A 24,037-nucleotide genomic window follows, 5' to 3' on the forward strand; every position below is an offset into this window, starting at 1 on the left:
CCCTAGAGCGGATCGACCTCGGCGACACCCGACTCCGTCAACTCCAGCCACCGCGTGATCCCGATGTCCCGCAGGAACGGGACGTCGTGGCTGACGACAACCATCGCCCCCCGGAACTGGCCGAGGGCCTCGGTGAGGTGCGCGAGGCTCGGCAGGTCGAGGTTGTTGGTCGGCTCGTCGAGCAGCAGCAGTCGCGGCGCGGGCTCGGCGAGCAGCAGCGTCGCCAGCGCGGCCCGCAGCCGTTCGCCGCCGGACAGCGCCGCGACCGGGACATCGGCGTCACCACCCCGGAACAGGAACCGGGCCAGCTGACCGCGGATCCGTTCGTCGGTGGCGTGCGGTGCCGCGGTGGCCACATTCTGTGCGAGCGTGCGTGCCTCGTCGAACACGTTCAGCCGCTGCGGGAGTAGTCGCCACGGCACCACGGGCGCCGCGTCGACGATGGCCCGCAGCAGGGTGGTCTTCCCGATCCCGTTGCGACCCACCAGCGCGATCCGCTCGGGCCCGGACACCGTCAGCGACACGGTCGGGCCGCACGCGAGGGCGACGTCGGACAGTTCCACCACCCGTTGCCCGGGGTGCACCACCGTCTCCGGGAGGTCGACCCGGATCTCCCGGTCGCCGCGGATCAACTCCTCCGCATCGCTGAGGTCGCGCTTCGCGTCGTCGAGCCGGTCGAGGTGGTTGCCGCGCAACTTGCCCGCCGACATCTGCGCCTGCCGCTTCCGTTCGTGCGAGATGATCCGCGGGACCCGCTTGTTCGCCTCCATTTTCTTCCCGAACCGCAGCCGCCGGTCCAGCTTCGTCTGCGCCTCCACGAGTTCCCGTGCCTGCCTACGCACATCGGCCTTCGCGTCCCGCACTGCGGCGCGGGCCGCCTGCTGTTCGGCGTCGATGGTCGCCAGGTAGCTGCCGAAATTGCCGCCGAACATGCGCAGCTCGCCGTGACGTACCTCGGCGATGTTCTCCACCCGATCCAGCAGTTCGCGGTCGTGGCTGACCACGATCGCGACGCCGGGGAACTGTTCGACGGCGGTGTACAGGCGTCCCTTCGCATCCCGGTCGAGGTTGTTGGTCGGCTCGTCGAGCAGCAGCACGTCCGGTTCGCCGAGCAGGGCAGCGGCGAGCCCGAGCAGCATCGTCTCACCACCCGAGAGGGTTCGGACGGTGCGATCGAGATCCTCTGCGGCAGCGGCGATGTGCGCGAGTCCGAGTCGATTCAGGGTCGCGAGCGCGCGTTCCTCAACATCCCAGTGCACACCGACGATCGCGAAGTCGGCGTCGGTGCCGTCACCGGATTCGATGCGGTGCAACGCCCGTCGCTGCGCATCGATGCCGAGCAGTGCGTCGACCGGCCGCGTCGGGTCCAGCGTGAGGTCCTGCGCGAGGTAGGCCAACTCGCCCGACATCGTGATCGAACCGCGTTCCGGCGTCAACAGACCCGCGATGAGACGGAGCAGCGTGGACTTTCCGGAGCCGTTGAGGCCGACGAGCCCGGTGCGCCCCGCCCCGAACGCGGCATTCACACCGTCGAACACGGTGTCGCCGTCGGGCCAGGCAAAGGTGAGGTCGGACAGGACAACGGAAGACATGATTCTCCTTCGAAGGGTGGGTGCGGTGCGCACGCGAAAAACGCGGCGCGCGGTCACTACCTCCGAATGAGCAATGAACTTCCGATCGTCGACAACAGGTTCACGACCAGGCTACGTGCGGGACGGACGCCCGGCAACGGAATTTCGCCCGTACCCCGTCACCTCACAGTTGCGGACCCTCGCTGCGCAGGCCGTCCACCTTGCGCATCGCCTCCCGCAGCTCCGCCAGCCACTCGTCGGCATGCTGCCCGGCCAGCCGCACCGTCCAGGCGAGTGCATCGGCACGGGAGCGGGCGACGCCCGCGTCGACGAGGGTGTCGAGAACCCGGCGTTCGGGCTGGCGAAGGCGGGTCATCACCGGCACCGCCAGATGAGTGAACAGTTCGCGGTGGTCGCCAATGCGCACCCCCCACGCCACCTTGCGTCCGTAGCGGGCCTCCGCCTCGTCGGCGATCCGCATCCGGTCACCACGGGTGCTCTCACGGAACCGGGAGACCCGCCCCGCGACGGCCGCCGCGGTGGCCTCGTCGGGTGGCGGGAGTTCGCCGGTGACCACGATCTCCTCGCGATCGACCTCGAGGGTCGGCGGTTCGGTGAACCAGTCGTCGGGGAGTCGTCCTGCGAACCAGTCGGCCACGTCGCTGGTGTCGGGGACCTGGGCCTGTTGCCAGCCGCCGCTGCGACCGAATCGGCGATTCGACGAGTATCCCATTGCTCTCACCTCGCAGTTTGCTGGGATTACTTGATTACAACGCTACGCTCGCGGTTCGCTGCGCGCCACGTCGACGAAGCCGCATAGGGTCGGGTGATGCGGATGAGAGCGATGGTCGCGGTGATCTCGGTGTCGGCACTCACGCTCGGGGCGGTGGCATGCAGCAGCGGGCCGACCGCGACCGAGACGGCGGCGCAGGAGTTCGCCGACGCCCTCACCCGCCGGGACGTGCAGGCGGCGGCAGCGCTGACCTCCGACCCCGTGGCGGCGGCCGCCGCGATCGAGCAGATGTTCGGCGGACTCGATCCGACGGACGCGCAGTTCACCGTCGCGGGCACCGACAGCGACGCGGGAACCTTCACGCTCGAGGCGGACTGGACCTTCGGTGACGACGCGACCACGGACCCGACCGGGACGGCGACCGCGACCCCCACCGCGGCAGCAACGGCAGCGTCGAACACCTGGGACTACACCACCACCGGAGGCGGGCAGGCCGTTGCCGACGGCGGCGCCATCCCGTGGGAACCTGCCCTGCTCGCGCCGGATCTCACCGCGGACACCACCCTCCGCTACACCACCCTCGCGGGTGGATCGCCAACAGTGCTCGCCGCCAACGGAACTCCGCTGATGACCGAGCAGACCGTCACCCTCGTCACGCTGGACCCGGCCACCGTCGGCGATCCCGCGGCAGCAACGGCCGCACTTGCGCCGCTCCTCGCTCCCCTCGCCCCGACGATCACCGAGGCCTCCCTGAGCGCGGACCTTGCTGCGGCGCAAGGCCGCCCGCTCACCGTCATCACGCTCCGCGATGCCGACCTCGCGCCCATCGAGGCGGGGCTTACCGCGATCCCCGGAGTCCGGCTGGTCAAGCAGACCCGGCTGTTGACCGTCGACAAGGCGGTGCAATCCCCGGCCCTGGAGGGGCTGCGAACGATGTGGGAGCAGGGCCAGGCGGACACCGCGGGCTGGGCGGTGCAGCTCGTGCGGTCCGACGGGACGGCGGAACGGCTGGCCGGACGCGACGGCACCGCAGCCCCCGACATCGCCACCACCCTCGACCAGGCCGTGCAGACGGCCGCGCAGGCGGCGATCGCGGACCTACCGCAGCAGGCGGCCATTGTTGCGATCCGGCCGTCCACCGGCGGGATCCTCGCGGTCGCGCAGAACGCGGAGGCCAGCGCGCAGGGACCGATCGCGCTCACCGGGCTGTACCCGCCGGGCTCAACCTTCAAGACCGTCACGACATCGGCTGCGCTGCAACAGGGCTCGGTGACCGCGGACACCGTGTTGCCCTGCCCCGGCAGCGCGAACATCGAGGGTCGCACCATCCCGAACGACGACAACTTCGACCTCGGGTCGGTGCCGCTGCACACCGCGTTCGCCCGTTCCTGCAACACCACGATGGGGCAGCTGGCTGTGGCGATGACCCCGATGGCCTTGCACGACGCCGCGCAGCAGTTCGGGCTCGGCGTCGACTACGTCACCCCGGCCCTGACGACGGTCACCGGCAGCGTGCCGCCCGCCGACACCCCGGCCGAGCGGGTGGAGTCCGCGATCGGGCAGGGCCGGGTGACCGCGTCGCCGTTCGGGATGGCGCTGGTGGCGGCCTCCATCGCGCGGGGGACCACCCCGGCGCCGATGCTCGTCCAGGGGCAGCCCGGGATCGCGGACGCGACCCCCGCCCCCGCGCCGACGGCGGTCACCGACGCGCTGAAGGCCATGATGCGGGAAACCGTCACCGCGGGCACCGCCACCCAACTCGGCGACATCGCGGACGTGCGGGGCAAGACCGGCACCGCCGAGGTCGCGGGCCAGCCGTCGCACGGCTGGTTCGTCGGCATTGACCAGGATGTGGCGTTCGCGGTGTTCATCGCCGGGGCGGACAGTTCCGGGCCGGCGGTCGACGCGGCCGGTCGGTTCCTGCGACCCATCCAGGGCCAGCTGCCGCGGTGAGGCGCACCCGCGGTGTCAGTGGACGCCGCGCATCATTCGGCTGATCCACGGTGACAGCACGACCATGAGCACCCCGACCGCGATCGACCCGAGCCCGATCCACAGGAAGTACGGCGCCTGATTCGTCGTGTCGTAGTGCTTGGCCAGAGTGCCCGCCATCGACGAGCCGAGCGCCAACGACAGGAAGAACAGGGCCACCATCTGGGTGTGGAACGCCCGTGGCGCCAACTTCGTGGACAGGGACAGCCCGACCGGGGACAGGAACAGTTCCGCGAACGTGAACAGCAGCAGGATGAACACCAAGCCCAGCAGAGGCGTGCTGTTTGCGGCGCCCCCGGAGAACGGCAGGAACGCCAGGAACGCCAGCCCCATGATCGCGGTGCCCGCCGCGAACTTCAACGGCGACGAGGGTTGCCGCGGACCGAGTTTCGTCCACATCGCGGCGAACACACCGGAAAAGACGATGATGAACACCGGGTTGATCGACTGCACCCACGACGGCGGGAAGTCCCAGCCGAACAGGTTGCGGTCGAGGAACTTCTCGGCGTAAATCGGGACGACGGTGAACTGCTGCTGAAACAGCGACCAGAACGCGGCGCTGGCGAGAAACATCGGGATGAACGCAACGACCCGGCTGCGTTCGGTGCTGGTGATGGCGCGGCTGGAGAGGATCACCGCGAAGTAGCCGATCGCCGCGACGACGGTCAGCGCAACCACCATGTCGGACAGGTTGCCCGCCGTGATCACCCCGGCCAGCGCGAGGGCGATCACCACGACGACCGCGGCGCCGGCACCGACGGCGTACTTCCACAGCACCGATCCGGGCAGCGGATTCGTCGGGGCCGCACCGATGGTCCCGAGCCGCTTGCGTCCCAGCGTGTACTGGATGAGCCCGAGGGCCATGCCGACCGCGGCCAGCCCGAATCCGACGTGGAATCCCCAGTTGTCCTCCGCCCACCCGGTGAGGAGGGGGCCGAGGAACCCGCCGATGTTGATGCCCATGTAATACAGCGAGAACCCGGCGTCGCGGCGCTCGTCGCCCTCCTCGTACAGATCCCCGACGAGGGAGGTGGCGTTCGCCTTGAGCCCGCCGCTGCCGACCGCGATCAGCACCAGGCCGACGCCGACCCCCGCCAGCCCGGGGATGAGCGCCAGCGCGATGTGCCCGAGCATCACCAGCACCGCGCTATAGAACAGCGTCCGCTCCGCGCCGAGCACCCGGTCCGCGATCCAGGCGCCGAGGATCGTCGACAGGTAGACGGTTCCGCCGTACGCACCGACGATCGAGACCGCCGATGCCTCCGAGATGCCGAGTCCCCCGTCGGCGGTGGAGTAGTACAGGTAGTAGAGCAGGATGCCCTGCATCCCGTAGAAGGAGAACCGTTCCCACAGTTCCACCGAGAACAGGTTGGCCAGCGCGAACGGCTGGCCGAAGAACCCGCGGTCGGACCGCGGGTCGCGGGGCGGCGACACGAGTTCGCTCATGAGAGAAACTCTGGCACGTGGGTCGGTGGTCCGCGCGCCGACGACGCCAACTTGTTAGCGGCGCGCGATTCGCGGCGCGACCAGTGCGTACAGTGCGCGCCAGCCGAGCAGGAAGATCGCCAGCGAGGTCGCCGCGACCAGGATGAAGGAGAACGCGGTGCCCTGCCCGGACACCACCCGCAGCAGCATGCCGCCGACGAGGGTGCACACCCAGATCACGATTCCGGCGGGAACTACGGAGACCGGGACCGACTTGGTCCGGTACAGCGCCTCGTTCGCGATCCAACCGAGCGCGAGGCCGCCGAGGAACGGCCACGCCGTCGTCAGCAACCCGGCCAGCGCGTTCGCCTCGTCGTGGCTGCGCCTGCCGATCGCGCAGAACACGATCACCAGGACGATGTCGACGAGCAGGACCGGCAGCACCTTCTTCACGGCATCCAGGGTAGGCGGGCCCGAGCCCGCGCAATCCGTTAACCGATTTGGCCGACGCGGGGCGTCGCGACGGCCGATACTTCGACGACAACACGATCATGGGGAGGCAACGGGCGATGACGCAGTGGAACGACGAGTGTGACGTGCTGGTGGTCGGATCCGGTGCCGGCGGCGTGACCGGCGCCTACACCGCCGCGCGGGAGGGCCTCGACACCCTCCTGATCGAGGCAACCGAGTACTTCGGCGGTACCACCGCGTACTCGGGTGGCGGCGGAATGTGGTTCCCGTGCAACGCCGTCCTGCGGCGGGCCGGCGACGACGACACGATCGACGACGCCCTCACCTACTTCCACGCCGTCGTCGGCGACACCAGCCCCACCGACCTGCAGGAGACGTACGTCCGATCCGGTGCCCCGCTGATCGACTACCTCGAGACCGACGAGCATCTCGTCTTTCAGGTGCTGCCGTGGCCCGACTACTTCGGCAAGGCCCCGAAGGCCCGCGCGGGTGGGCGGCACATCGTCCCCAAGCCGGTGCGGGCGGTGAAGCTCGGCGACCTTGCCGACGCGGTCCGCGGCCCGCTCGGTCGGGACTGGGCCGACGAGCCGGCCGGGGACTACCTCGTCGGCGGGCGGGCGCTCGTCGGTCGCTTCCTCTGGGCGATGCAGGACATGCCGAACGCCCGCCTGCACCGCGGCACCGCGCTCGAGGACCTCGTCGTCGAGGACGGCGCGGTGGTCGGCGCGATCGTCGCCCACGACGGGGAACGGCGCGCGATCCGGGCCCGCCGCGGTGTCCTGCTCGCGGCGGGCGGCTTCGAGCAGAACCAGGAACTGCGCGACAGGTACGGCGTCCCCGGCGAGGCCCGCGACACGATGGGCCCGTGGGGCAATCTCGGCAAGGCGCACCGGGCAGGCATCGCCGCGGGCGCCGACACCCGACTGATGGACCAGGCGTGGTGGTCACCGGGCCTGACCCACCCCAACGGCCGGTCCGCGTTCGCGCTCTGGTTCACCGGCGGCATCTTCGTCGACGCGTCCGGCAGGCGCTTCGTCAACGAGTCCGCGCCGTACGACCGGCTCGGCAGGGACATCATCGACAGCGCTGTGCCGCTGCCGTTCTGGATGATCTACGACGACCGCGAGGGCGCCGTGCCGCCGGTGAAGGCCGCGAACGTCCCGGTCTCCGCGACCGAGGACTACGTCGCCGCGGGCCTGTGGAAGACCGCGGACACCCTCGAGGACCTCGCCGACCTGATCGGTGTTCCCGCCGACGCCCTGACCGGGACGGTGCGGCGGTTCAACGAGTTCGCCGCGACCGGTGTGGACGCGGACTTCGGCCGCGGCGACGAACCGTACGACCGATCGTTCTCCGGCGGGCAGTCACCGTTGGTGCCGATCGAGAAGGGGCCCTTCCACGCCGCCGCGTTCGGGATCTCGGACCTCGGCACGAAGGGCGGGCTGGTCACCGACACCGCCGCGCGGGTGCTCGACGCGTCGGGCACGGTCATCGCAGGCCTGTATGCGGCGGGCAACACGATGGCCCCGGCGAGCGGCACCGTCTACCCGGGCGGCGGCAACCCGATCGGCGCGAGCATGGTGTTCAGTCATCTGGCCGTGCGGGACATGATCGGGCGCGACTGAGACGTGGACGCGCCCGGCGCAGCTCGGAGGGGGGATACGAGCAGCGCCGGGCGCGAGTGCGTGGGGCGATCAGGCCTGAAGGCCCGCCTCGATCTCCAGGGTGATGGTGATCTTGTCGCCGACGACGGCGCCGCCGCCCTCGAGCGGCATGTCGATGGTGATGCCGAAGTCCTTGCGGTTGAGTACGGTGCTGGCCTCGAAGCCGGCGACCGGGCCGTTGCCCATGCCCGGGTTCACGCCACCGAACTCCAGCTTCAGTTCCACCTGGTTGGTGACGCCGCGCAGGGTGAAGTCGCCGACCAGGACGTAGTCGTCGCCGTCCGCGCGGACCGCGGTGGAGGTGAAGGTCGCGGTCGGGAACTGCTCGGCGTCGAAGAAGTCGGCGGACTTGATGTGGCCGTCGCGCTGGTCGTTCTTGGTGTCGATCGAGGCGACCTGGATCTCGGCCGTGACGGCGGGGGTGCCGTCCTCGGCGACGGTGATCGCGCCGGTGAAGTCGTTGAACGTGCCGCGGACCTTGCTGACCATCAGGTGCCGGACGCTGAATCCGACGGTCGAGTGGGCCGGGTCGATGGCCCAGGTGCCTGCGGTGAGGGTCGGCAGGGCGATGGCGGTGGTCATGGGAGCTCCTAGGCGAGTAGTTGAATGTTCAAGCACTGGCAGGGTCAACGGTGCCATCGGGCGAATGCTTCCCGCAACCTGATGTGAGGTCCGTCACACTCGGTGTCGTGAGGTGTCGGGTGAAGGGCACCCTCGCCCGGTCTGACCGGTCGGAGGTGCCCTTCACCCTGGGGTGGGTTGGCTCAGGCGCGGGCGACCGCGGCCAGGACGGCGCGCAGGCTCGACGCCGTCACCGAGTGGGCCAGGCCGACGCCCCACGTGGCCCGGTCGCCGACCCGGCAGTGGGCGAACGTCACCGCCTCCGCGTCGCGTCCGGAGCCCACCGACTGCTGCGTCAGTGTCAGGACCTCGACCTCGGTGCCGTGCTCGGCGAGGATTCGGGTCATCGCGTCGACCGGGCCGGACGCGGTGGCGTCGCCGACGACGTCCCGGCCGTCGATCGTCGCGCGGATGCGCAGCGCGTCACCGCCCTCGATATGCTCCACCGCCCACCAGTGCAGATCCTCGCTCCGGGAGTAGTTGTCCCGCAACAGTTGCCAGAGCTGCGCGGCGGTCATCTCGGTACCGCTGCCGTCGGTGGCGTGCTGCACCCGCCGCGCGAAGTCAATCTGCAGTTCGCGAGGCAGGTCGACGCCGTAGTGTTCCTGCAGCAGGTGCGCGACGCCACCCTTGCCGGACTGGCTGTTGACCCGGATCACCGCTTGGTAGTCGCGACCCACGTCGTGTGGGTCGATCGGCAGGTACGGCACATCCCACGGGGCCGCGTCCGGGTCGACGCCGGCAGTCGCGGCCGCCGCGCGGTGGTGTGCGAACCCCTTTCGGATCGCGTCCTGGTGCGTCCCGGAGAAGGCGGTGTACACCAGGTCGCCGCCGTAGGGGTGTCGGGGATGGACGCCGATTCCGTTGCAGTACTCCACTGTTCGTCGGACCGCGTCGATGTCGGAGAGGTCGATCATCGGGTTGACGCCCTGCGCGTGCAGGTTCAGGGCGAGCGTGACCAGATCGACGTTCCCGGTGCGCTCACCGTTCCCGAACAGGCAGCCCTCCACCCGTTGCGCTCCCGCGAGCACCGCGAGTTCGGCGCAGGCGACGCCGGTGCCGCGGTCGTTGTGGGGGTGCACCGACAGGATCACCGACTCCCGACGGGCGAGATGGCGATGCATGTACTCGATCTGGTCGGCGAATACATTCGGTGTCGAGATCTCCACGGTCGCAGGGAGGTTGTGGATCACCGGCCGATCCGGGCAGGCGTCCCACAGCTCGGTCAGGCTGTCGCAGACCTGCAGCACAAAGTCCGGCTCGGTCAGGTTGAACACCTCCGGAGAGAACTCGAACCGCACGCCGGGTCGCGCGTCGGCGCCGCGGGCAACCTCGCTGGCCGCGGCGACGATCAGCCGGTGCAGTGATCCTCGGTCGTGGCCGAGGACGACCTCGCGCCAGGTCGGTGCCGTTGCGGTGTACATGTGCAGCACCATGTTCGGTAGTCCGCGCACCGATTCGTAGGTGCGGGCGATGAGGTCGGTACGGGCGGCGGTGAACACCACGATCGTGACGTCGTCGGGAACGAGATCCTGCTCGGCGAGTGCCTGGTTGCCGTCCCGCAGGTCGACCGGAACCCACAGCGGCGCTGCGGTGAGTTGCCCTGCGGGCCAGTTCCGTTCGGGGAGGGTGACGGTCACGCGGTCGGTGTGCGGACGGTAGCGATGCGACGGCATCGCGGAGAGGGTCTGGCGATTCCAGTTCATGGCGGTGCTCCGGGGTCGGATCGGGCGACCGGCACGATCGAACCCCGCGGCGGGGAGCCGGTCCGGTCAGACCCCGCCGCGGCGGACGAGGAGCAGTCCACGAACGGCCACGGGCGGTACGCTAGACGCACAGAGCTTGTCTGACAACCCGAGGAGTCGTTCGTGACCGCGCCGCTGCGCCGTAACCTGCTCGCCGACCAGGCCGCCGCCCAACTATTGCGCCGGATCTCCGACCAGGAATGGGAGGTCGGCGCGAAACTGCCAGGGGAAACCACGCTCGCCGCCGAACTCGGAGTCGGGCGCTCCACCATCCGCGAGGCCCTCCGGATGCTCTCCGGGCAGGGGTTGCTCCGGGCCAGGCAGGGCGCGGGCGTGTACGTCGAACGCACCACACCCCTGGTCACCTGGGAGGCGGTGCTGCGGGGCCGGGCCATCGCCGAGGTGGTCGAGGTCCGCAATGCGCTCGAGGTCGAGGCCGCCCGCCTCGCGGCGACCCGCGCCACCCCCGACGACGTGGCCGCGCTGCGCGGGACGCTCGCCCGCCGCGCCGAGGCATTCCCGCTCGGCGACCGCGCCTTCGTTGAGGCCGACATCGAGGTCCATCGTGCCGTCGTCACCGCCGCCCACAACACGGTGCTGACCGAACTGTTCGAGACCTTCGTTCCCCGACTGACCGAGGCGATGGTCGACATGGTCACACTGCTCGGGACCCGCGCCAACGACCCCGGACCGGACGCGGACGATCACCGCGCGATCGTCGACGCCATCGTGGCCGGCGACCCCGAGGCCGCGGTCGCGTCCGCCCGCGCACACCTCGACGCCATGCTTACCGCCGTTCACAACCCAGGGTGAAGGGCACCTTTGCCCCGTCAGACCGGGTGCATGTGCCCTTCACCCGGGTTGGGCTGGCGGGCCGTCGTCGGGGGAGGAGCGTCGGCGCTCGCGCTGTTCGCGGCGTTCGAGTTCGACGTCGAACTCCAGGTCCTCGTGCTGGTGGCCGCGGAACAGGAACGCGAACACGATCCAGCCGACGATCGCGACCAGGATGAAGCTAACGCCGCGGTAGACGAAGGCCGCCGCGACCGCCTCCGATGCGCTGATCCGCGCCGCGGTCGTCAGGGTCGCGATCAGGGTGGCGTCCACGAACACCAGGCCGCCCGGCGCCAGCGGGATCGTCGCCACCGCCTTGCCCGCCGCGAACGCGATCAGCACCCCGGACAGTGTCGGGTCCGCCCCGATCGCCAGGCAGGCGAGACCGAGGCAGGCGATGTCGGCGACCCGGTGCACCGCCGACCAGCCAGCGGTGATCGCCCCGTCCCGCTTGCCGAGCCGCACCGACTCGAGCTGGGTAAGGGTCTCCCGGACGGTGCGCAGACCGGTGCTCGCCGGCTTCGATCGCAGCCGGTTGACCCGCACCAGCACCCAGGTCGCCGCCTTCTCGATCGCGCCGGGATGCGCGGACGCGTAGCGGATCGCGACGACCAGCGCGACCAGGCCGACAACGGACAGCACCAGCGTCACCGGGCTGACGGAGCCGCCGACGAGCAGCGCACCGCCGAGCCCGATCAGCGCGAGGCCGATGCCGGCGATCACCCCGGAAATCGCCAGCTGCCACGACGCGACGACGGGGTTCGCGCCCCAGCGGCGGGTCTCGCGGTAGGTGAAGGCGGTGGAGAACACCTGCCCGGCGGGCAGCGTGACCGCCATCGCCGTCGCCGCGTACACGACCGAGACCGACGTGCGTTGGTCGACGTCGACCCCGCCCGCGTGCAGCAGCTGTTTCTGCACCCGGCCGTAGCCGCTGAGCGAGACGGCCTGCGCGACGACGCACGCCGCGAGCCAACCCCAGTGGATCTCCGTCAGCGCAAGCCAGGAGTCGTGCAGCCGGGGCCACAGGTAGACGCCCTCACCGACGAGGAGGGCCACGACCGCGACTCCCGCCACCCACTTCACCCACCAGAAGCGTCCGCGGGCACGCGCGGTTGGAGGCGCCTCCCTGATGCGGGGGACACCCCCACTCGGGTCGGGCTGCGGCGTTACCACCCAGTCAGGGTAGCCAATCGGTGCCGGATCGCCGCGGATCGCCGAACCTGCGGTTATGGGTACTGCACCGGCGACGCGAGGTGGGTGACGCGATTGCGGCCCCGTAACTGCACCTGATCGCCGAGCTCCCACTCGGACTGTTCCTCCTCGTCGGCGAAGTACAGGGCACTCGTCGACGCCAGCACCCGGCTGGGATGGATCTTCGCCAGCTCGGTCAGCCGCGACGCCTCGTTGACCGGATCGCCGATCACCGTGTACTCGAACCGCTCCGACGCGCCGATGTTGCCAGCGACCGCCAGTCCGGCGGACACCCCGATGCCGATGTCGAGTCCGGTGATGCCGGACAGGGCGAACCGGAGCTCCCGCGCGGCGGCGAGGGCAGCGGTCGGCGCGTCGGGCCGGTCCAGCGGAGCCCCGAAGATCGCCAGCGCCGCGTCGCCCATGAACTTGTTGACGAAGCCGTTGTGCTGGTCGACGACGTCGACGACGACGCGGAAGAACTCGTTGAGCAGGCTGACGACCTCGCCAGGTGGGCGTTCCGCCGCGGCCCCGGTGGAGCCGACCATGTCCACGAACAGCACCGCGACGAACCGGGTCTCGCCGCCGAGTTCGGTGCCGAATTGCAGGGCCCGCCGGGCCACGTCCTCGCCGACATGCTGACCGAACAGTTCCCGCAGCACCCGGCGTTCCGCCGATTCCTGCATCATCCGGTTGAACCCGACCTGCAGCCTGCCGATTTCCGAGCCGTCGAACACCTCGACCTGCACGCCGGTCGCGCCGCGCTGCACCCGTTCGATCGCGCGCCGCAGCTGCCGGATCGGATCGGACACCTGGCTCGCGGTCAGCATCGACAGGACGAACGCCGTCGTAATCGTCATGCCCGACAGCAGCAGCACCGCGATCGCCAGCGAGTTCGTCGAGAACTGCAGATTGGTGCTCAGCTGTGTCGCGCACAGCAGGATGATCCCGATGACCGGCATCAGCGTGCCCAGTCCCCAGGTCATCGCCATCCGGGTGCCGACACCGGGCGCGAGGGTGCGGTCGAAGCGGCCCTCGGACAGCGCGCGCGCCGCGACCGGTCGCAGGATCCGTTCGCCGAGCATGTAGGTGAACCCGAACGTGGTGGTCGCGGCCATGCACACGGTGACGATCACCGCGACCGCGAGCTCCGGCATCTCCGCGACGGTGAGGATCACGAACAGGACGCCGCCGATGATCCACAGGATCAGGTGCACGATCGCCTGGCGCAGCGGAGCGTGCAGCGCAGCCATCTGCTCGGTGCGGGTCGGTGGCCCGCCGCGCAGTTGCCAGCGGATCACCGATCGCAGCATCATTGCCGCGGCGCCGAGGCTGACCACGCCGGCCAGCGCCAGGTAGATCCCGAAAATGACGACATTGCGGACCCGGTCGTCGAGAATCTCCTGCGATTCGCTGATCGGCAGCCCGTACCGGATGAAGGCCAGCACCAGAACCGCGCCGATGAAGTTGGCCAGAATCATTGACCCCATGTAGAGCGGCCAACGACTGCGCATGGTCAGCGCGACCGCTCGATAGGAAGATGCCAGCACAGCGACCAATTTAGCGGTGATGCCCGCACCGCAGCAGAGTCGGAGGGCCCACCGCGTCGCGTCGCGCGGCTCGTCCCGCGAATCGGGGCGGTGCGCCGTAGGCTCGCCGAGGTGACCTCGAACGACCCGGAGCGGGCCGTCCCGGTGCCCCCGCTGCTGCGCGCCGCCACCGAGTGGACGTGGCGGCTGCTGGTGCTGTTCGCCGGGGTCCTCGCGCTCGCCTGGATCGTCGCGAAACTCGACACCGTCGTCATCCCGGTCGCGTTGGCGCTGCTCGCGGCCGCGCTACTGCATCCCGTGGTCGACTGGATGCACGGCAAGGGAGTGCCGCGCGGGGCGGCGGTCGTTGTGGTGCTGGTCGCCGCGATCGGCATCGTCGCGGGCATCATGACCTTCGTCGTCGAGCAGTTCGTGGTCGGGCTACCCGAGCTGACCGACCAGTTCACCGCGTCCGTTCATCAGATTCAGGACTGGCTCACCGTCGGCCCCTTCCACTTCTCCGAGGACCAGATCCGCCGCGCAGGCGACTCGATCGTCGAGACGATCCAGGACAACCGGGAGGCCGTCACCAGCGGCGCCGTCGCGACCGGCCGGGTGATCGGCGAACTGTTTACCGGTGCCGCGCTGACGCTGTTTACGCTCGTCTTCTTCCTCTACGGCGGCGCCCAGATCTGGGAGTTCGTCACCCGGCTCGTGCCTACGGGGTCACGGGCGCGGGTCCGGCTCGCCGGGAGCCAGGGATTCGGTTCGCTCGTCGGGTACGTTCGCGCGACCGTTGTCGTTGCGGCGGCCGACGCCATCGGGATCGGCGCCGGGCTCGCGATCCTCGGTGTCCCGCTGGCGCTGCCGCTCGCGTCACTGGTGTTCATCGGCGCGTTCATCCCGATCGTCGGTGCCTTCGTCACCGGCTTCGTCGCGGTGCTCGTCGCCCTCGTCACCAAGGGGCTGGTGACGGCCCTGATCACGCTCGGCATCATCATCGGCATCATGCAGCTTGAGGGCCACGTGCTGCAGCCGCTGCTGCTCGGTCGGGCGGTGCGGCTGCATCCGGTGGCGGTGGTGCTGGCCATCACCACCGGCATCGTGCTGGCGGGCATTGTCGGGGGCCTGCTCGCCGTCCCGATCGTTGCCGTTCTCAACACCGCGATCCGGTCCCTGCTGGCGCGGGACCCGATCGAGGTTCCCGGTGAGGTGGATGTCGACGATCCGGCGCTGCCACTGTTCCCGGCCAGCCCGGACCCGCAGCCGTGAGCCGACCGACGGGGCAGAGCCGACCGACGGCTCCACCCGGGCGCGCAGCGGAGCGGAGCCGACCGACGGCTCCACCCGGGCGCGCAGCGGAGCGGAGCCGACCGACGGCTCCACTGTGGCGGGCGGCGCAGGTGTTCCGGCTGGCGACGCTGGCGTACGCGGTCGGCTATCAGCTGACCGCGGTCGCCGAGTACACCCGCCCGACCCTCAGCTGGGTGCTGGTCGCGTCGATGGCTGTCTGGTCGGGGGTGGCGGCGGTCGCGCTGTCGCGGGACACGGGCGCGCGGCGCGGCTGGGTGATCGCGGATCTCGTGGTGGTGCTCGCGGTGATGGGGGCGACGCGGCTGGTGGCGGACCCGGGCTGGTACTCCACCCATCAGACCCTTCCGACGACGCTGTGGGCGACGAATGCGGTGATCTCGGCGGCGATCCTGCGTGGCCCGGTGGTCGGGGTGGTCGCGGGGTTGCTCGTTGCGGTGACGGATGCGGTGGTCAGCGGACGATTCGACCTGGATCTGGCGCGGGACGCGACGGCCCCGGTGCTGGTGTCGGTGGGGCTGGCGGTCGGGATGGCGGCGAACACGGCGCGGCGGGCGCAGGCGCAACTGGAGCGGGCCGCCCATCTTGCCGCGGCGACCGAGGAACGGGAGCGGCTCGGTCGGGAGGTGCACGACGGGGTGCTGCAGGTGCTCGCGTATGTGCGCCGCCGGGGAAGTGAAATCGGTGGCCCGGCAGCGGAATTAGCGACCCTGGCCGGTGAGCAGGAGGTGGCGTTGCGGGAGCTGATCTCGGAGCAGGCGGCACCGTCCCTCGCGGGCGATGCCGCAGAGGTGGACCTGCGCGCGCTGCTGCGCGTCGAATCCAGCACCGCCGTGTCGGTGTCGGCGCCCGCCGAGCCGGTGGTGATGCCGCGTCGGCGGGCGGAGGAGGTGGCGGCGGTGGTGCGGACCGCACTGTCGAATGTGGAGCTGCACGCCGGCGCGAGCGCGAAAGCGTATGTCCTGCTGGAAGATCTGGGTGGCGAGGTGATCGTGTCGGTGCGGGACGACGGTGTCGGGATCGCGCCGGGGAGACTCGAGGTGGCGGCGTCGGAGGGCCGGATGGGGGTGTCCCGGTCGATCCGGGGCCGGGTGGCTGCGCTTGGCGGGACCGCCACGCTGGACACCGCGGAGGGGGAGGGCGTCGAATGGGAGATCCGGGTGAGCAAGGAGGGGCTGGCGTGACGGAGTCGGTGACGGTGATGGTGGTCGACGATCACCCGATCTGGCGGGACGGGGTCGCGCGGGACCTGGCCGAGCACGGGTTCGAGGTGGTCGCCACCGCGGATGGGGTGGACGCCGCGCGCAGCCGCGCCGGGGCGGTCCGGCCCGCGGTTGTGCTGATGGACATGCAGTTGCCTGACGGCAACGGGGCCGAGGCGACGGCGGCGGTGCTGACGGTCTCGCCCGCGTCGCGGGTGCTGGTGCTCTCCGCGTCGGCGGAGCGGGCGGACGTGCTCGATGCGGTCAAGGCCGGTGCCGTCGGCTACCTGGTCAAGAGCGCGTCCGTTGCCGAATTGGTCGCGGCCGTCGAGGCAACCGCGGCCGGGCAGGCCGTGTTCACGCCGGGGCTGGCTGGCCTGGTGTTGGGGGAGTATCGACGCATGGCGAGCGCGCACGCCGCCGGACCCGATTCCGGCGTCCCCCGGCTGACCGACCGGGAGACCGAGGTCCTGCGGCTGGTGGCGAAGGGGTTGAGCGCCAAGCAGATCGCCACCCGGCTCTCGTTGAGTCACCGGACGGTGGAGAACCACGTTCAGGCCACCCTCCGGAAACTGCAGCTGGCGAACCGGGTCGAATTGACCAGGTATGCCATCGAGCGGGGACTGGACTGAGCGCACCGCCGGGTGCATCAGGAAAACCCCCGGCCGGGCCGGGGGGAACTACTCATGCGCATGGCGTGCCGACGCGACGATGCTCGGATCATGGTCAATGACGGTGGTTCCCAGATCGATCCGCAGTTGATGGGTCGGCTGCCCGGCGAGCTTGCCACGCTCGGGCAGCGGATGCACGAGGTCGCAGCGGACCTGGCCCGGTTCAGGGCGCAGGTGGATGCGTGGGGCGCGGCGGGGCAGGTGCCTCCGGCCGCACCAGCGCAACCGGTGTACCCGCATCCGCCGGGGTACCCGCATGCGTGGCACTCGGCGCCGCCACTGCCAGCAGTGCCGGCAGCGCAACCCGCGCCCGCGCGGGAACCCTGGTGGCAGCGTGACGGACTGGTGAGTCGGGTGCTGGCGGTCGCGGGCGGCGCGGTCACCGTGATCGGTGTCGTGATGCTGCTGGTGCTCGCCGCGCATGCCGGGTATTTCGGGCCGGCCGCGCGGGTGGTGGCGGGTGGGGTGTTCTCCGCGGCGTTGATCGCGGCGGGTCTGCGGATGTCCGGTCGCCGCGGCGGCCGGGTCGGCGCGGTCGCGGCGGTCGGCACCGGCATCGCGGGCGGATTCCTGGACGTCGTCGCCGCGACGTCGTACTACGGGTGGCTGCCGCCCGCGGTGGGCCTCGCGGTGGCGGCGGTGATCGCCTGCGGCGGCATGGTCATTGCGACGCGGTGGGATTCGCAGCCGATGGCGGCGCTCGTCGTGCTGGCGGTGGCGGTCCTTGCGCCGGTCCTCGCGGACGGTGTGACGCCGACACTGCTCGCCTTCCTGCTGCTGGTGCAGATCGCCGGTTTCGTTCCGCAACTCGGCAGGGACTGGCCGTATCTGCATGCGGCGCGCACCCTTCCGGTGGTATTCGCCCTCCTCGCCGCGTTCGCCGCCGCTGCCGTCGGCTCCGATCCGATCGGCCAGCACGGCGGGGTTGCCGCGTCGACGCTCGTTGCGCTTGCCGTGGCGGTCGCCGTTGTCGGTGTCGGCACGGCATTGTCGATGGTCCACCGCCGCGCCGGTGACGGGACCGCGACCGCGATGCTGGCGACGTCGACGGTTCCGCTGTTGTTGTCCGGTGGGGTGCTGGCACGCTGGCCCGAGGTGGCTGTGCAGTGCTCCCTCGCCGCCGCACTGCTCGCCCTCCTCGTTGCCGCGCCCCGACTGCCCGGCCACACCCGCGCAGCCATTGCTGCGGTGGCGGCGGCGGCGACGCTGCAGGCGAGTGTCGGTGCAACGCCGGACGATGCGTTGCCGGTGACGCTGTTGGTGTTGGCGCTCGGCCTGGTCACGATCGCCGGTCGTGCCGGATCCCGGATCGCGTTCGCCGCGGCGGCGGGGTTCGGGATCCTCGGCGCGGCGCAGTTCCACGCCGAGCTGCCGCTCACCGCGCTGGTGAGCGCGGACGGCGTGACCAGCTCGTTCCCGGTGCTCGTCGCGGGAGTGTTGCTGTCGGTGGTCGCGGTCCTGCTGACGGTCACCGCCCGATCTCTCGGCCTGCTCGGCGGTGACCGGGTGGACGCCGCGTGGATCGGGTGCGGTGTGGTGATCGTGTACGCGGGCACGGCCGTCGTGGTGACCGGCGCGGTCGCGATCCTCGGCACCGACCCGGGATTCGTTGCGGGCCAGTGCGCCGCGACGGTGGCCTGGATGGTGCTGGCGTCGGCCCTGCTGCGTTGGGGCCTGACCCGTCCGGATCGCGCCCACCTGGCGCTCGGTTCCGGGCTCGCCCTCGCCGGTGCGGCGCTGACCAAGCTGTTCCTCTTCGACCTCGCGACCCTCGACGGGGTGTTCCGGGTGCTCGCGTTCATCGGTGTCGGACTGCTGCTGTTGGCGGCGGGCGCCCGGTACGCACGCGCGTTCGCGACCGGACCTCGGCCCGGGGCCTGACGGGCACCGGGGGCGGTGCATATCCTGTCCGGTATGGAGGCCAGGGATCTGCGGGTGTCGGATGCGGAACGCGAGTACGTGGGGCAACTGCTCCAGCGGGCGGTGGGGCAGGGGATGCTGTCCCTCGGGGAGTTCAGCGAGCGGATGGACACCGCGCTCGCCGCCCGCACCCGTGGAGAGCTGAACGCGGTGCTCTACGACCTGCCGGGCATCCGCGCGGTGGGGGAGGAACCCGCGGCCGCGCCCACCGCCCCGGCCGCGCCCACCGCCCCGGCCGCGCCCGCCTACGCGGCCGCCGCGCCGCAGGTCATCCCGCCGCAGAACGTGATCCGCGCGAAGATGTCGAGCGTCACCAGGAAGGGCGTCTGGCATGTGCCGCCGACGCTGAGGGTCGAGAACTGGCTGTCCGACGTCACCCTCGATTTCACGTCGGCGGTGATGCAGTCTCAGGTGGTGGACGTGACCATCGACGGCTTCTGCGGGTCGATCAACCTGATCGTTCCGGTCGAGGCGACCGTCGACCTCAACGGCGTCGACACGGTCGGCGGCAGCGCAACCAACAAGGTGCGCAGCGGCCCGCAGTTCGGGCCGCTGCACCTCGTTGTCCGCGGTCGGGTCCGGTTTGGGTCGGTCACCGCGAAGAACCCGTTCGGCACCGGCCTCAAGCGCCTGCTCGGCTGAGCGCGTTTGGCGGCGCCGTCAGTCCCGACGCTGCCTGGCGAGCAGTTCCCGGACGCTGACGGTCGGCGTCCCGTCGGTGCGCCGATGCCTGCCCGCGTTCGCGTCGTCACCCGCCGCGGACGGCGCCGGGTCCGATGTCGCGCTCGGCGGCGGGGTCGGGGTCGGCGCGGGTGCGGGGGCAGGCCACGGCGCCGTCGCCGGGGCAGGAGCCGCTGGCGCGGGACGCGGTGCCTCGGCCGGTCGCGGGGCAGGCGGGCGCGGTGCCTCGACGGGTCGTGGTGCCGCGGCGGGCCGCGGCGCGGGTGCCGGGGGCGGGGTGGGCGCGGGAGCAGGCGGCGTCGGGCGCGCCTGGGGGGCGGGCGTCGCGCCGTTCGCCGCCGCCGATCCGGGCGCCCCACCCGCGGCGGGGGCGGCCGTCGGCGTCCGCAGGCTCGACAGCCAACTCTCGATCGGTCGATCCGTCGAGGTGGGCGGCGGCGTGGGTGTGGGCCGAGGCGCCGGTGCGGTAGGCCGCGGTGCCGGTTGCGGCGGTGCCGGACGGGCATCGCGGGCCTGCGGCGCCGGACCGGGCGCTGCCGGGCCGGGAGCGGGCGCTGCCGGGCCGGGACCCGGCTTGGGCTGCGGCCGTACCTGGGGAATCGGCTCGGTCATCGGCTCGCCGACCAGCGGCTCCGCGGTCGCCGCGATCCGGGACGCGGCGGCGGTCCGCGGCGGCAGCACCCGCTCGACCGCCTCGCGGGTCAGCGGCGTGGTCCGTCGGCGGGCACCGGTCGCCGGTTGCGGCGCTGGGACGCCGACCGCCTCGATCTCGGGGACGTCGTCGGGCATCCGCTCGTCGTCGAGGACCGGCTCGCCGAGGCCGAGGCGCTCCTGGATGCGCTTCATCCAGGCCGGCGCCCACCAGCAGTCGTCGCCGAGCAGCTTCATCACCGCGGGCACCAGGCCCATCCGGATCAGGGTGGCGTCGATGATCAGCGCGGCGATCATGCCGTAGGCGATGTACTTCATCATCACCAGTTCGGAGAACGCGAACGCGCCGGTGACGACGATCAGGATCAGTGCGGCGGCGGTGATGAGGCGGCCGGTGTGCGCGGTGCCGACGCGGACGGCCTCGGTGGTGCTGGCGCCCTGCGCGCGGGCCTCCACCATCCGGGACAGTAGGAACACCTCGTAGTCGGTGGACAGGCCGTAGATGATCGCCATGATCAGCACCAGTACCGGCGCCATGATCGGGCCCGGAGTGAAGTTCATCAGCCCGGCGCCGTGCCCGTCGATGAAGATCCAGGTCAGGATGCCGAGGGTGGCGCCGAGACCCAGCGCGGTCATCAGCACGGCCTTGATCGGCAGCACCAGCGATCCGAACGCCAGGAACATCAGCAGTGTGGTCAGCAGGAGGACCGTGATCACCATCAGCGGCAGGTTGTCGAGCAGCGCGGCGATCGAGTCGTGCTCAAGCACCGGGGTGCCGCCGACCAGCACCGTCACCCCGTCGGGAACGTCCATCGATCGCAGGTGGTCGACGGTCGCTTCCGCGTCGTTCCGGTCGACGAGGCCCGCCTTGAAGACGGTGACGCCGTCCTTGGTCGGGTTATTGATCGTGAACTTCTCGACCAGGCCGGGCGCCTCGCTGGCCTCCTTGACGATCTGGGTCAGCTGCGCGCCCTGCGCGCCCTCGATCACCAGCTTGATCGGCTCGGTGCGGTTGTTCGGGAACAGCTCGTCGAACTGTTCCTGCGCGACCCGGGTCGGGTTGTCGGGCGGTAGATAGGTCTCGTTGATGCCACCGAGTTTGACGTTGGAGATCGGGATGGTCAGCAGCAGCAGGCCGACCACGATCGGGATCGCGACCTTGAGCGGGTTCTTCATCACCCACTGGGTGGTCCGGCCCCAGTAGCTGTTCTCAATCTCCTCGGCGGTCTTGGTCTTGCGCATGAATTTCAGGCCGAGCGCGTCGACCCGCCGACCGAGAATGCCGAGGATCGCGGGCAGCACCGTCACCGAGATCAGGGCGGCTAGCAGCACTGCGGATATGGCACCGTATGCCATCGACTTGAGGAAGCCCTGTGGGAACAGCATCAGGCCGCCGAGGCTCGCGACGATCATCGTCGCGGAGAACACGACGGTGCGGCCCGCGGTCATCACGGTGCGGCGGACCGCGTCCCCGGTGTTGTAGCCCTCGGCCAATTCCTCACGGAACCGGCTCACCATGAACAGGCCGTAGTCGATCGCCAGGCCGAGACCGATCAGCGAGACGACGGAAAGGACGAATGCGTTCACCTCGGTGAACTGGGTGAACAGCTTCACCACGCCGTTCGCGGCGATGATCGTCAGGCCGCCGACGATCAGCGGCAGCGCGGCGGCGACGATGCCGCCGAAGATGAAGAACAGCAGCACACCGACCGCGGGGATCGCGAGGATCTCCATCCGCTTGAGGTCGTTCGCCATCGTGTCGTTGATCGTGCCGCTGACCGGCTGCAATCCGGCCAGTTGCACGTCGATGCCGTCGATATAGAACTGGTCCCGGACCTCGCGGAAGTTCGCCGCGACCTCGGTGTCGTTGGCACCGGCGATCGCGACGCTGGCGACCGCGTGCTCCTTGGTGGCATCGGCCAGCTGCGCGAGCTTGGTGGACCAGTAGCTGCCGTTGAGCTTGAGGATCTGGTCCGGATTGTTCGTGACCACCTCTTCGAGGTTCTTGGTGATCTTCGCCGCGAACGTCGGGTCGTCGACGGTCTTGCCCTCGGGCGCCGTATAGAGGAGCACCACGTCCGCGGTGGTGTCGCGGCCGAAGGTGCCGTCGGCGAGTTCGGCCGCAGCAACGGAGTCCGAGTCGGGGTCGAAGAGACCGCTCTGACTGACGTGCTTGTCTACGCCGAGGCCGTACGCGCCGAGGCCGAGCATCAGCGCGACCATCACCCCGATCACCGAGAATCGGAGGTGGTAGACGAGACGACCCCAGGTAGCGAACACTATTGCACTCCTTGACGTCCGAGGAGCAGGGCGGACAGGGGACGGAACGGCTGCAGCCAGGCACCCTCGTCGGGCAGCGAGTCCAGGCTGACTCGGGGCAGCGGCTCGCGGAACACACCGGGTATGTCCTCGAGATCGACGAACTCGAGGATCTCCGAGGACACCGCCCAGCTGGCATGCTCACGGAAACCGAGCACCTGCACGGGAACACCGCTTGCTGCGATGCCCTCGAGCGGAACCCGGAACGCCTGCCCGTCGGCGGACGCGACCATGACACCGGCCAGCCCGCCATCGCGGGCGCGCAGCGCGATGTGGTCGAGCATGTCGGCGTCGACGTCGCTGTCGTCGTCGATCTTCGGTTTCGCGAACACCGCGAAACCGACGTTCCGCAGTGCCTCGACCCAGGGTCGCACGACGTCGGCGCTGCCGGGCGCGATATTCGTGAACACCGTCGCCTCCGGCTCGAGCCGCACCGGGCTCGTTCCGGCCAGTTCGGCGGTCCGGCCGAGCAGCCAGCGTCCGAGCGCGTCGAACCGGGGCCGGTACGCGGCGGTGGGGCGGCCACCCAGAATTGCGCCGAGCCCCATATCGAGGTTCGGCGCGTCCCAGACCAGCAGTACCCGGCGTGGTGGTCGGGGTTCCCGACCGGTCTCGTCGAGGGCCCCGACCGACTCAGGTAATCGTTCGCTGACGCTCATCCGTTGACCTTTCCCCAGATCATCTCCGTGATCGGACGGCCGACGCGGTGTGCCTTGTCCTCGAACTTCGTGACCGGACGTTCGTGGGTCATCGGGGAGTCGATCACGCCGCTGGCCAGCTCGTCCCAGTCGAGTCGGGTCAACCGCGGTTCGGCGTCGCCTGTCTCGGCTATCCATTCTGCATAGTCGGCGTGGTCGGTGGCCACGTGCAGCAGGCCGCCGGGCGCGAGTCGGTCCGCGAGCAGCGCGAACGTCGGCGGCTGCAGCAGCCTGCGCTTGTGGTGGCGGGCCTTCGGCCACGGGTCGGGGAAGAAGACCCGGGCGCCGATCAGCGACTGCGGTGCCAGCATGTTCTCCAGCACGTCCATCGCGTCACCGCGCAGGACGCGGATGTTGGTGATGCCGTCGCGTTCGATCGACTGCAGGAGTTGGGCGAGTCCCGGCCGGTACACCTCAACGGCCAGCAGGTTGGTCTCGGGTTCGGCCTTCGCCATCGCGGTGGTGGCGGTGCCGGTTCCGCAGCCGATCTCGATGACGGTCGGCGCGTGCCTGCCGAACCACCCGTCGAGATCGAGGGGGGAGTCCGAGACATCGGCGCCGATCGTCGGCCATGTCCGGTCCCAGCACTGTTGCTGGGGGTCCGTGAGGGAGCCGCGGCGGGAGCGGAAACTGGTCACCCGGGGATACAGGCGGGAGCCGCGGTCGGCGGCACCCTCCACCCGGGGTTCGGCGTCATTCACCGGACCATTGTCACGCATGGAGGCCGTTTCCTGCAGCAGGCCCTCAAGGATGGGTTGAGGGTTTCGGGGTCGGCGGCACCGTGGCGCGGGACCGCCGAGGTGGTGCCGCG

General features: G+C 70.5%; 19 protein-coding genes. 8 read left to right on the top strand and 11 right to left on the bottom strand.

Translation table 11 applies throughout. From position 1 onward, the window contains the following. Window positions 1-2: 2 nt before the first annotated feature. Complete coding sequence (locus ACFWPA_RS13290; RefSeq protein ID WP_378570445.1) at window positions 3-1,592, bottom strand: ABC-F family ATP-binding cassette domain-containing protein; 1,590 nt, start codon at window positions 1,590-1,592, stop codon at window positions 3-5. 163 nt (window positions 1,593-1,755) lie between these two features. Then, entirely contained in the window at window positions 1,756-2,304 is a 549-nt protein-coding gene (locus tag ACFWPA_RS13295) for a hypothetical protein (protein ID WP_378509162.1), read from the bottom strand. Window positions 2,305-2,406: 102 nt separating this feature from the next. On the opposite strand from ACFWPA_RS13295, the gene ACFWPA_RS13300 reads away from it, so the two are divergent. Beyond that, complete coding sequence (locus ACFWPA_RS13300; protein ID WP_378570467.1) at window positions 2,407-4,257, top strand: penicillin-binding transpeptidase domain-containing protein; 1,851 nt, start codon at window positions 2,407-2,409, stop codon at window positions 4,255-4,257. A 15-nt stretch (window positions 4,258-4,272) separates the two neighbouring features. Here the strand turns inward: ACFWPA_RS13300 and ACFWPA_RS13305 are convergent, their stop codons facing one another. Further along, on the bottom strand, window positions 4,273-5,742 hold the full coding sequence (locus tag ACFWPA_RS13305; RefSeq protein WP_378509161.1) for a peptide MFS transporter: 1,470 nt from the start codon (window positions 5,740-5,742) through the stop codon (window positions 4,273-4,275). 54 nt (window positions 5,743-5,796) lie between these two features. Continuing rightward, window positions 5,797-6,174, bottom strand: a complete 378-nt coding sequence (locus ACFWPA_RS13310; protein ID WP_378509160.1) for a DUF3054 domain-containing protein — start codon at window positions 6,172-6,174, stop codon at window positions 5,797-5,799. A 116-nt stretch (window positions 6,175-6,290) separates the two neighbouring features. Between ACFWPA_RS13310 and ACFWPA_RS13315 the strand changes: the two genes are divergently transcribed. Continuing rightward, window positions 6,291-7,817: an FAD-binding protein gene (locus tag ACFWPA_RS13315; RefSeq protein ID WP_378509159.1), complete on the top strand. Its 1,527-nt coding sequence runs from the start codon at window positions 6,291-6,293 to the stop codon at window positions 7,815-7,817. A 69-nt stretch (window positions 7,818-7,886) separates the two neighbouring features. Here the strand turns inward: ACFWPA_RS13315 and ACFWPA_RS13320 are convergent, their stop codons facing one another. Beyond that, window positions 7,887-8,438 carry a YceI family protein gene (locus ACFWPA_RS13320; protein ID WP_378509158.1) on the bottom strand — a complete coding sequence of 184 codons (552 nt, stop codon included), beginning with the start codon at window positions 8,436-8,438 and terminating at the stop codon, window positions 7,887-7,889. A gap of 182 nt (window positions 8,439-8,620) precedes the next feature. Continuing rightward, the gene (locus tag ACFWPA_RS13325) at window positions 8,621-10,183 is read right to left on the bottom strand and encodes a 2-isopropylmalate synthase (RefSeq protein ID WP_378570448.1); all 1,563 of its coding nucleotides are present in this window, start codon (window positions 10,181-10,183) and stop codon (window positions 8,621-8,623) included. Between the two features lie 162 nt (window positions 10,184-10,345). Here ACFWPA_RS13325 and ACFWPA_RS13330 point away from each other — a divergent pair, with 162 nt between their 5' ends. Then, a complete protein-coding gene (locus ACFWPA_RS13330) occupies window positions 10,346-11,035 on the top strand; it encodes a FadR/GntR family transcriptional regulator (protein ID WP_378509156.1) in 690 nt (229 codons plus the stop codon). A gap of 39 nt (window positions 11,036-11,074) precedes the next feature. Here ACFWPA_RS13330 and ACFWPA_RS13335 read toward each other — a convergent pair whose 3' ends face one another. After that, window positions 11,075-12,226, bottom strand: coding sequence for a YbhN family protein (locus tag ACFWPA_RS13335; RefSeq protein WP_378570450.1), 1,152 nt, complete (start codon window positions 12,224-12,226; stop codon window positions 11,075-11,077). 53 nt (window positions 12,227-12,279) lie between these two features. Then, entirely contained in the window at window positions 12,280-13,734 is a 1,455-nt protein-coding gene (locus ACFWPA_RS13340) for an adenylate/guanylate cyclase domain-containing protein (RefSeq protein ID WP_378509185.1), read from the bottom strand. A gap of 171 nt (window positions 13,735-13,905) precedes the next feature. Here ACFWPA_RS13340 and ACFWPA_RS13345 point away from each other — a divergent pair, with 171 nt between their 5' ends. The 5 genes from ACFWPA_RS13345 (at window position 13,906) to ACFWPA_RS13365 (ending at window position 19,519) form a co-directional block, all read left to right on the top strand. Further along, complete coding sequence (locus ACFWPA_RS13345; RefSeq protein WP_378509154.1) at window positions 13,906-15,045, top strand: AI-2E family transporter; 1,140 nt, start codon at window positions 13,906-13,908, stop codon at window positions 15,043-15,045. Beyond that, on the top strand, window positions 15,042-16,268 hold the full coding sequence (gene macS / locus ACFWPA_RS13350; protein WP_378570452.1) for a MacS family sensor histidine kinase: 1,227 nt from the start codon (window positions 15,042-15,044) through the stop codon (window positions 16,266-16,268). The genes ACFWPA_RS13345 and macS overlap by 4 nt, the downstream gene beginning before the upstream one ends. Then, the gene (locus tag ACFWPA_RS13355; protein ID WP_378570454.1) at window positions 16,232-16,918 is read left to right on the top strand and encodes a response regulator; all 687 of its coding nucleotides are present in this window, start codon (window positions 16,232-16,234) and stop codon (window positions 16,916-16,918) included. Before macS ends, ACFWPA_RS13355 begins: the two co-directional genes overlap by 37 nt. Before the next feature lie 90 nt (window positions 16,919-17,008). Next, on the top strand, window positions 17,009-18,838 hold the full coding sequence (locus tag ACFWPA_RS13360; RefSeq protein ID WP_378570456.1) for a DUF2339 domain-containing protein: 1,830 nt from the start codon (window positions 17,009-17,011) through the stop codon (window positions 18,836-18,838). Between the two features lie 33 nt (window positions 18,839-18,871). Continuing rightward, window positions 18,872-19,519: a DUF1707 domain-containing protein gene (locus ACFWPA_RS13365; protein ID WP_378570458.1), complete on the top strand. Its 648-nt coding sequence runs from the start codon at window positions 18,872-18,874 to the stop codon at window positions 19,517-19,519. An 18-nt stretch (window positions 19,520-19,537) separates the two neighbouring features. On the opposite strand, the gene ACFWPA_RS13370 is transcribed toward ACFWPA_RS13365, so the two are convergent. From ACFWPA_RS13370 to trmB, 3 genes are read right to left on the bottom strand one after another with little or no spacing between them, the layout of a single operon-like run. Beyond that, window positions 19,538-22,489: an MMPL family transporter gene (locus tag ACFWPA_RS13370; protein ID WP_378509149.1), complete on the bottom strand. Its 2,952-nt coding sequence runs from the start codon at window positions 22,487-22,489 to the stop codon at window positions 19,538-19,540. Further along, window positions 22,489-23,187, bottom strand: coding sequence for an NYN domain-containing protein (locus ACFWPA_RS13375; protein ID WP_378509148.1), 699 nt, complete (start codon window positions 23,185-23,187; stop codon window positions 22,489-22,491). Before ACFWPA_RS13375 ends, ACFWPA_RS13370 begins: the two co-directional genes overlap by 1 nt. Continuing rightward, on the bottom strand, window positions 23,184-23,963 hold the full coding sequence (trmB, locus tag ACFWPA_RS13380) for a tRNA (guanosine(46)-N7)-methyltransferase TrmB (RefSeq protein ID WP_378509184.1): 780 nt from the start codon (window positions 23,961-23,963) through the stop codon (window positions 23,184-23,186). The genes ACFWPA_RS13375 and trmB overlap by 4 nt, the downstream gene beginning before the upstream one ends. Window positions 23,964-24,037 lie beyond the last annotated feature (74 nt).

Source organism: Rhodococcus sp. NPDC058505, from assembly GCF_042720095.1.
In the GTDB taxonomy this organism is placed as follows: domain Bacteria; phylum Actinomycetota; class Actinomycetes; order Mycobacteriales; family Mycobacteriaceae; genus Rhodococcus_G.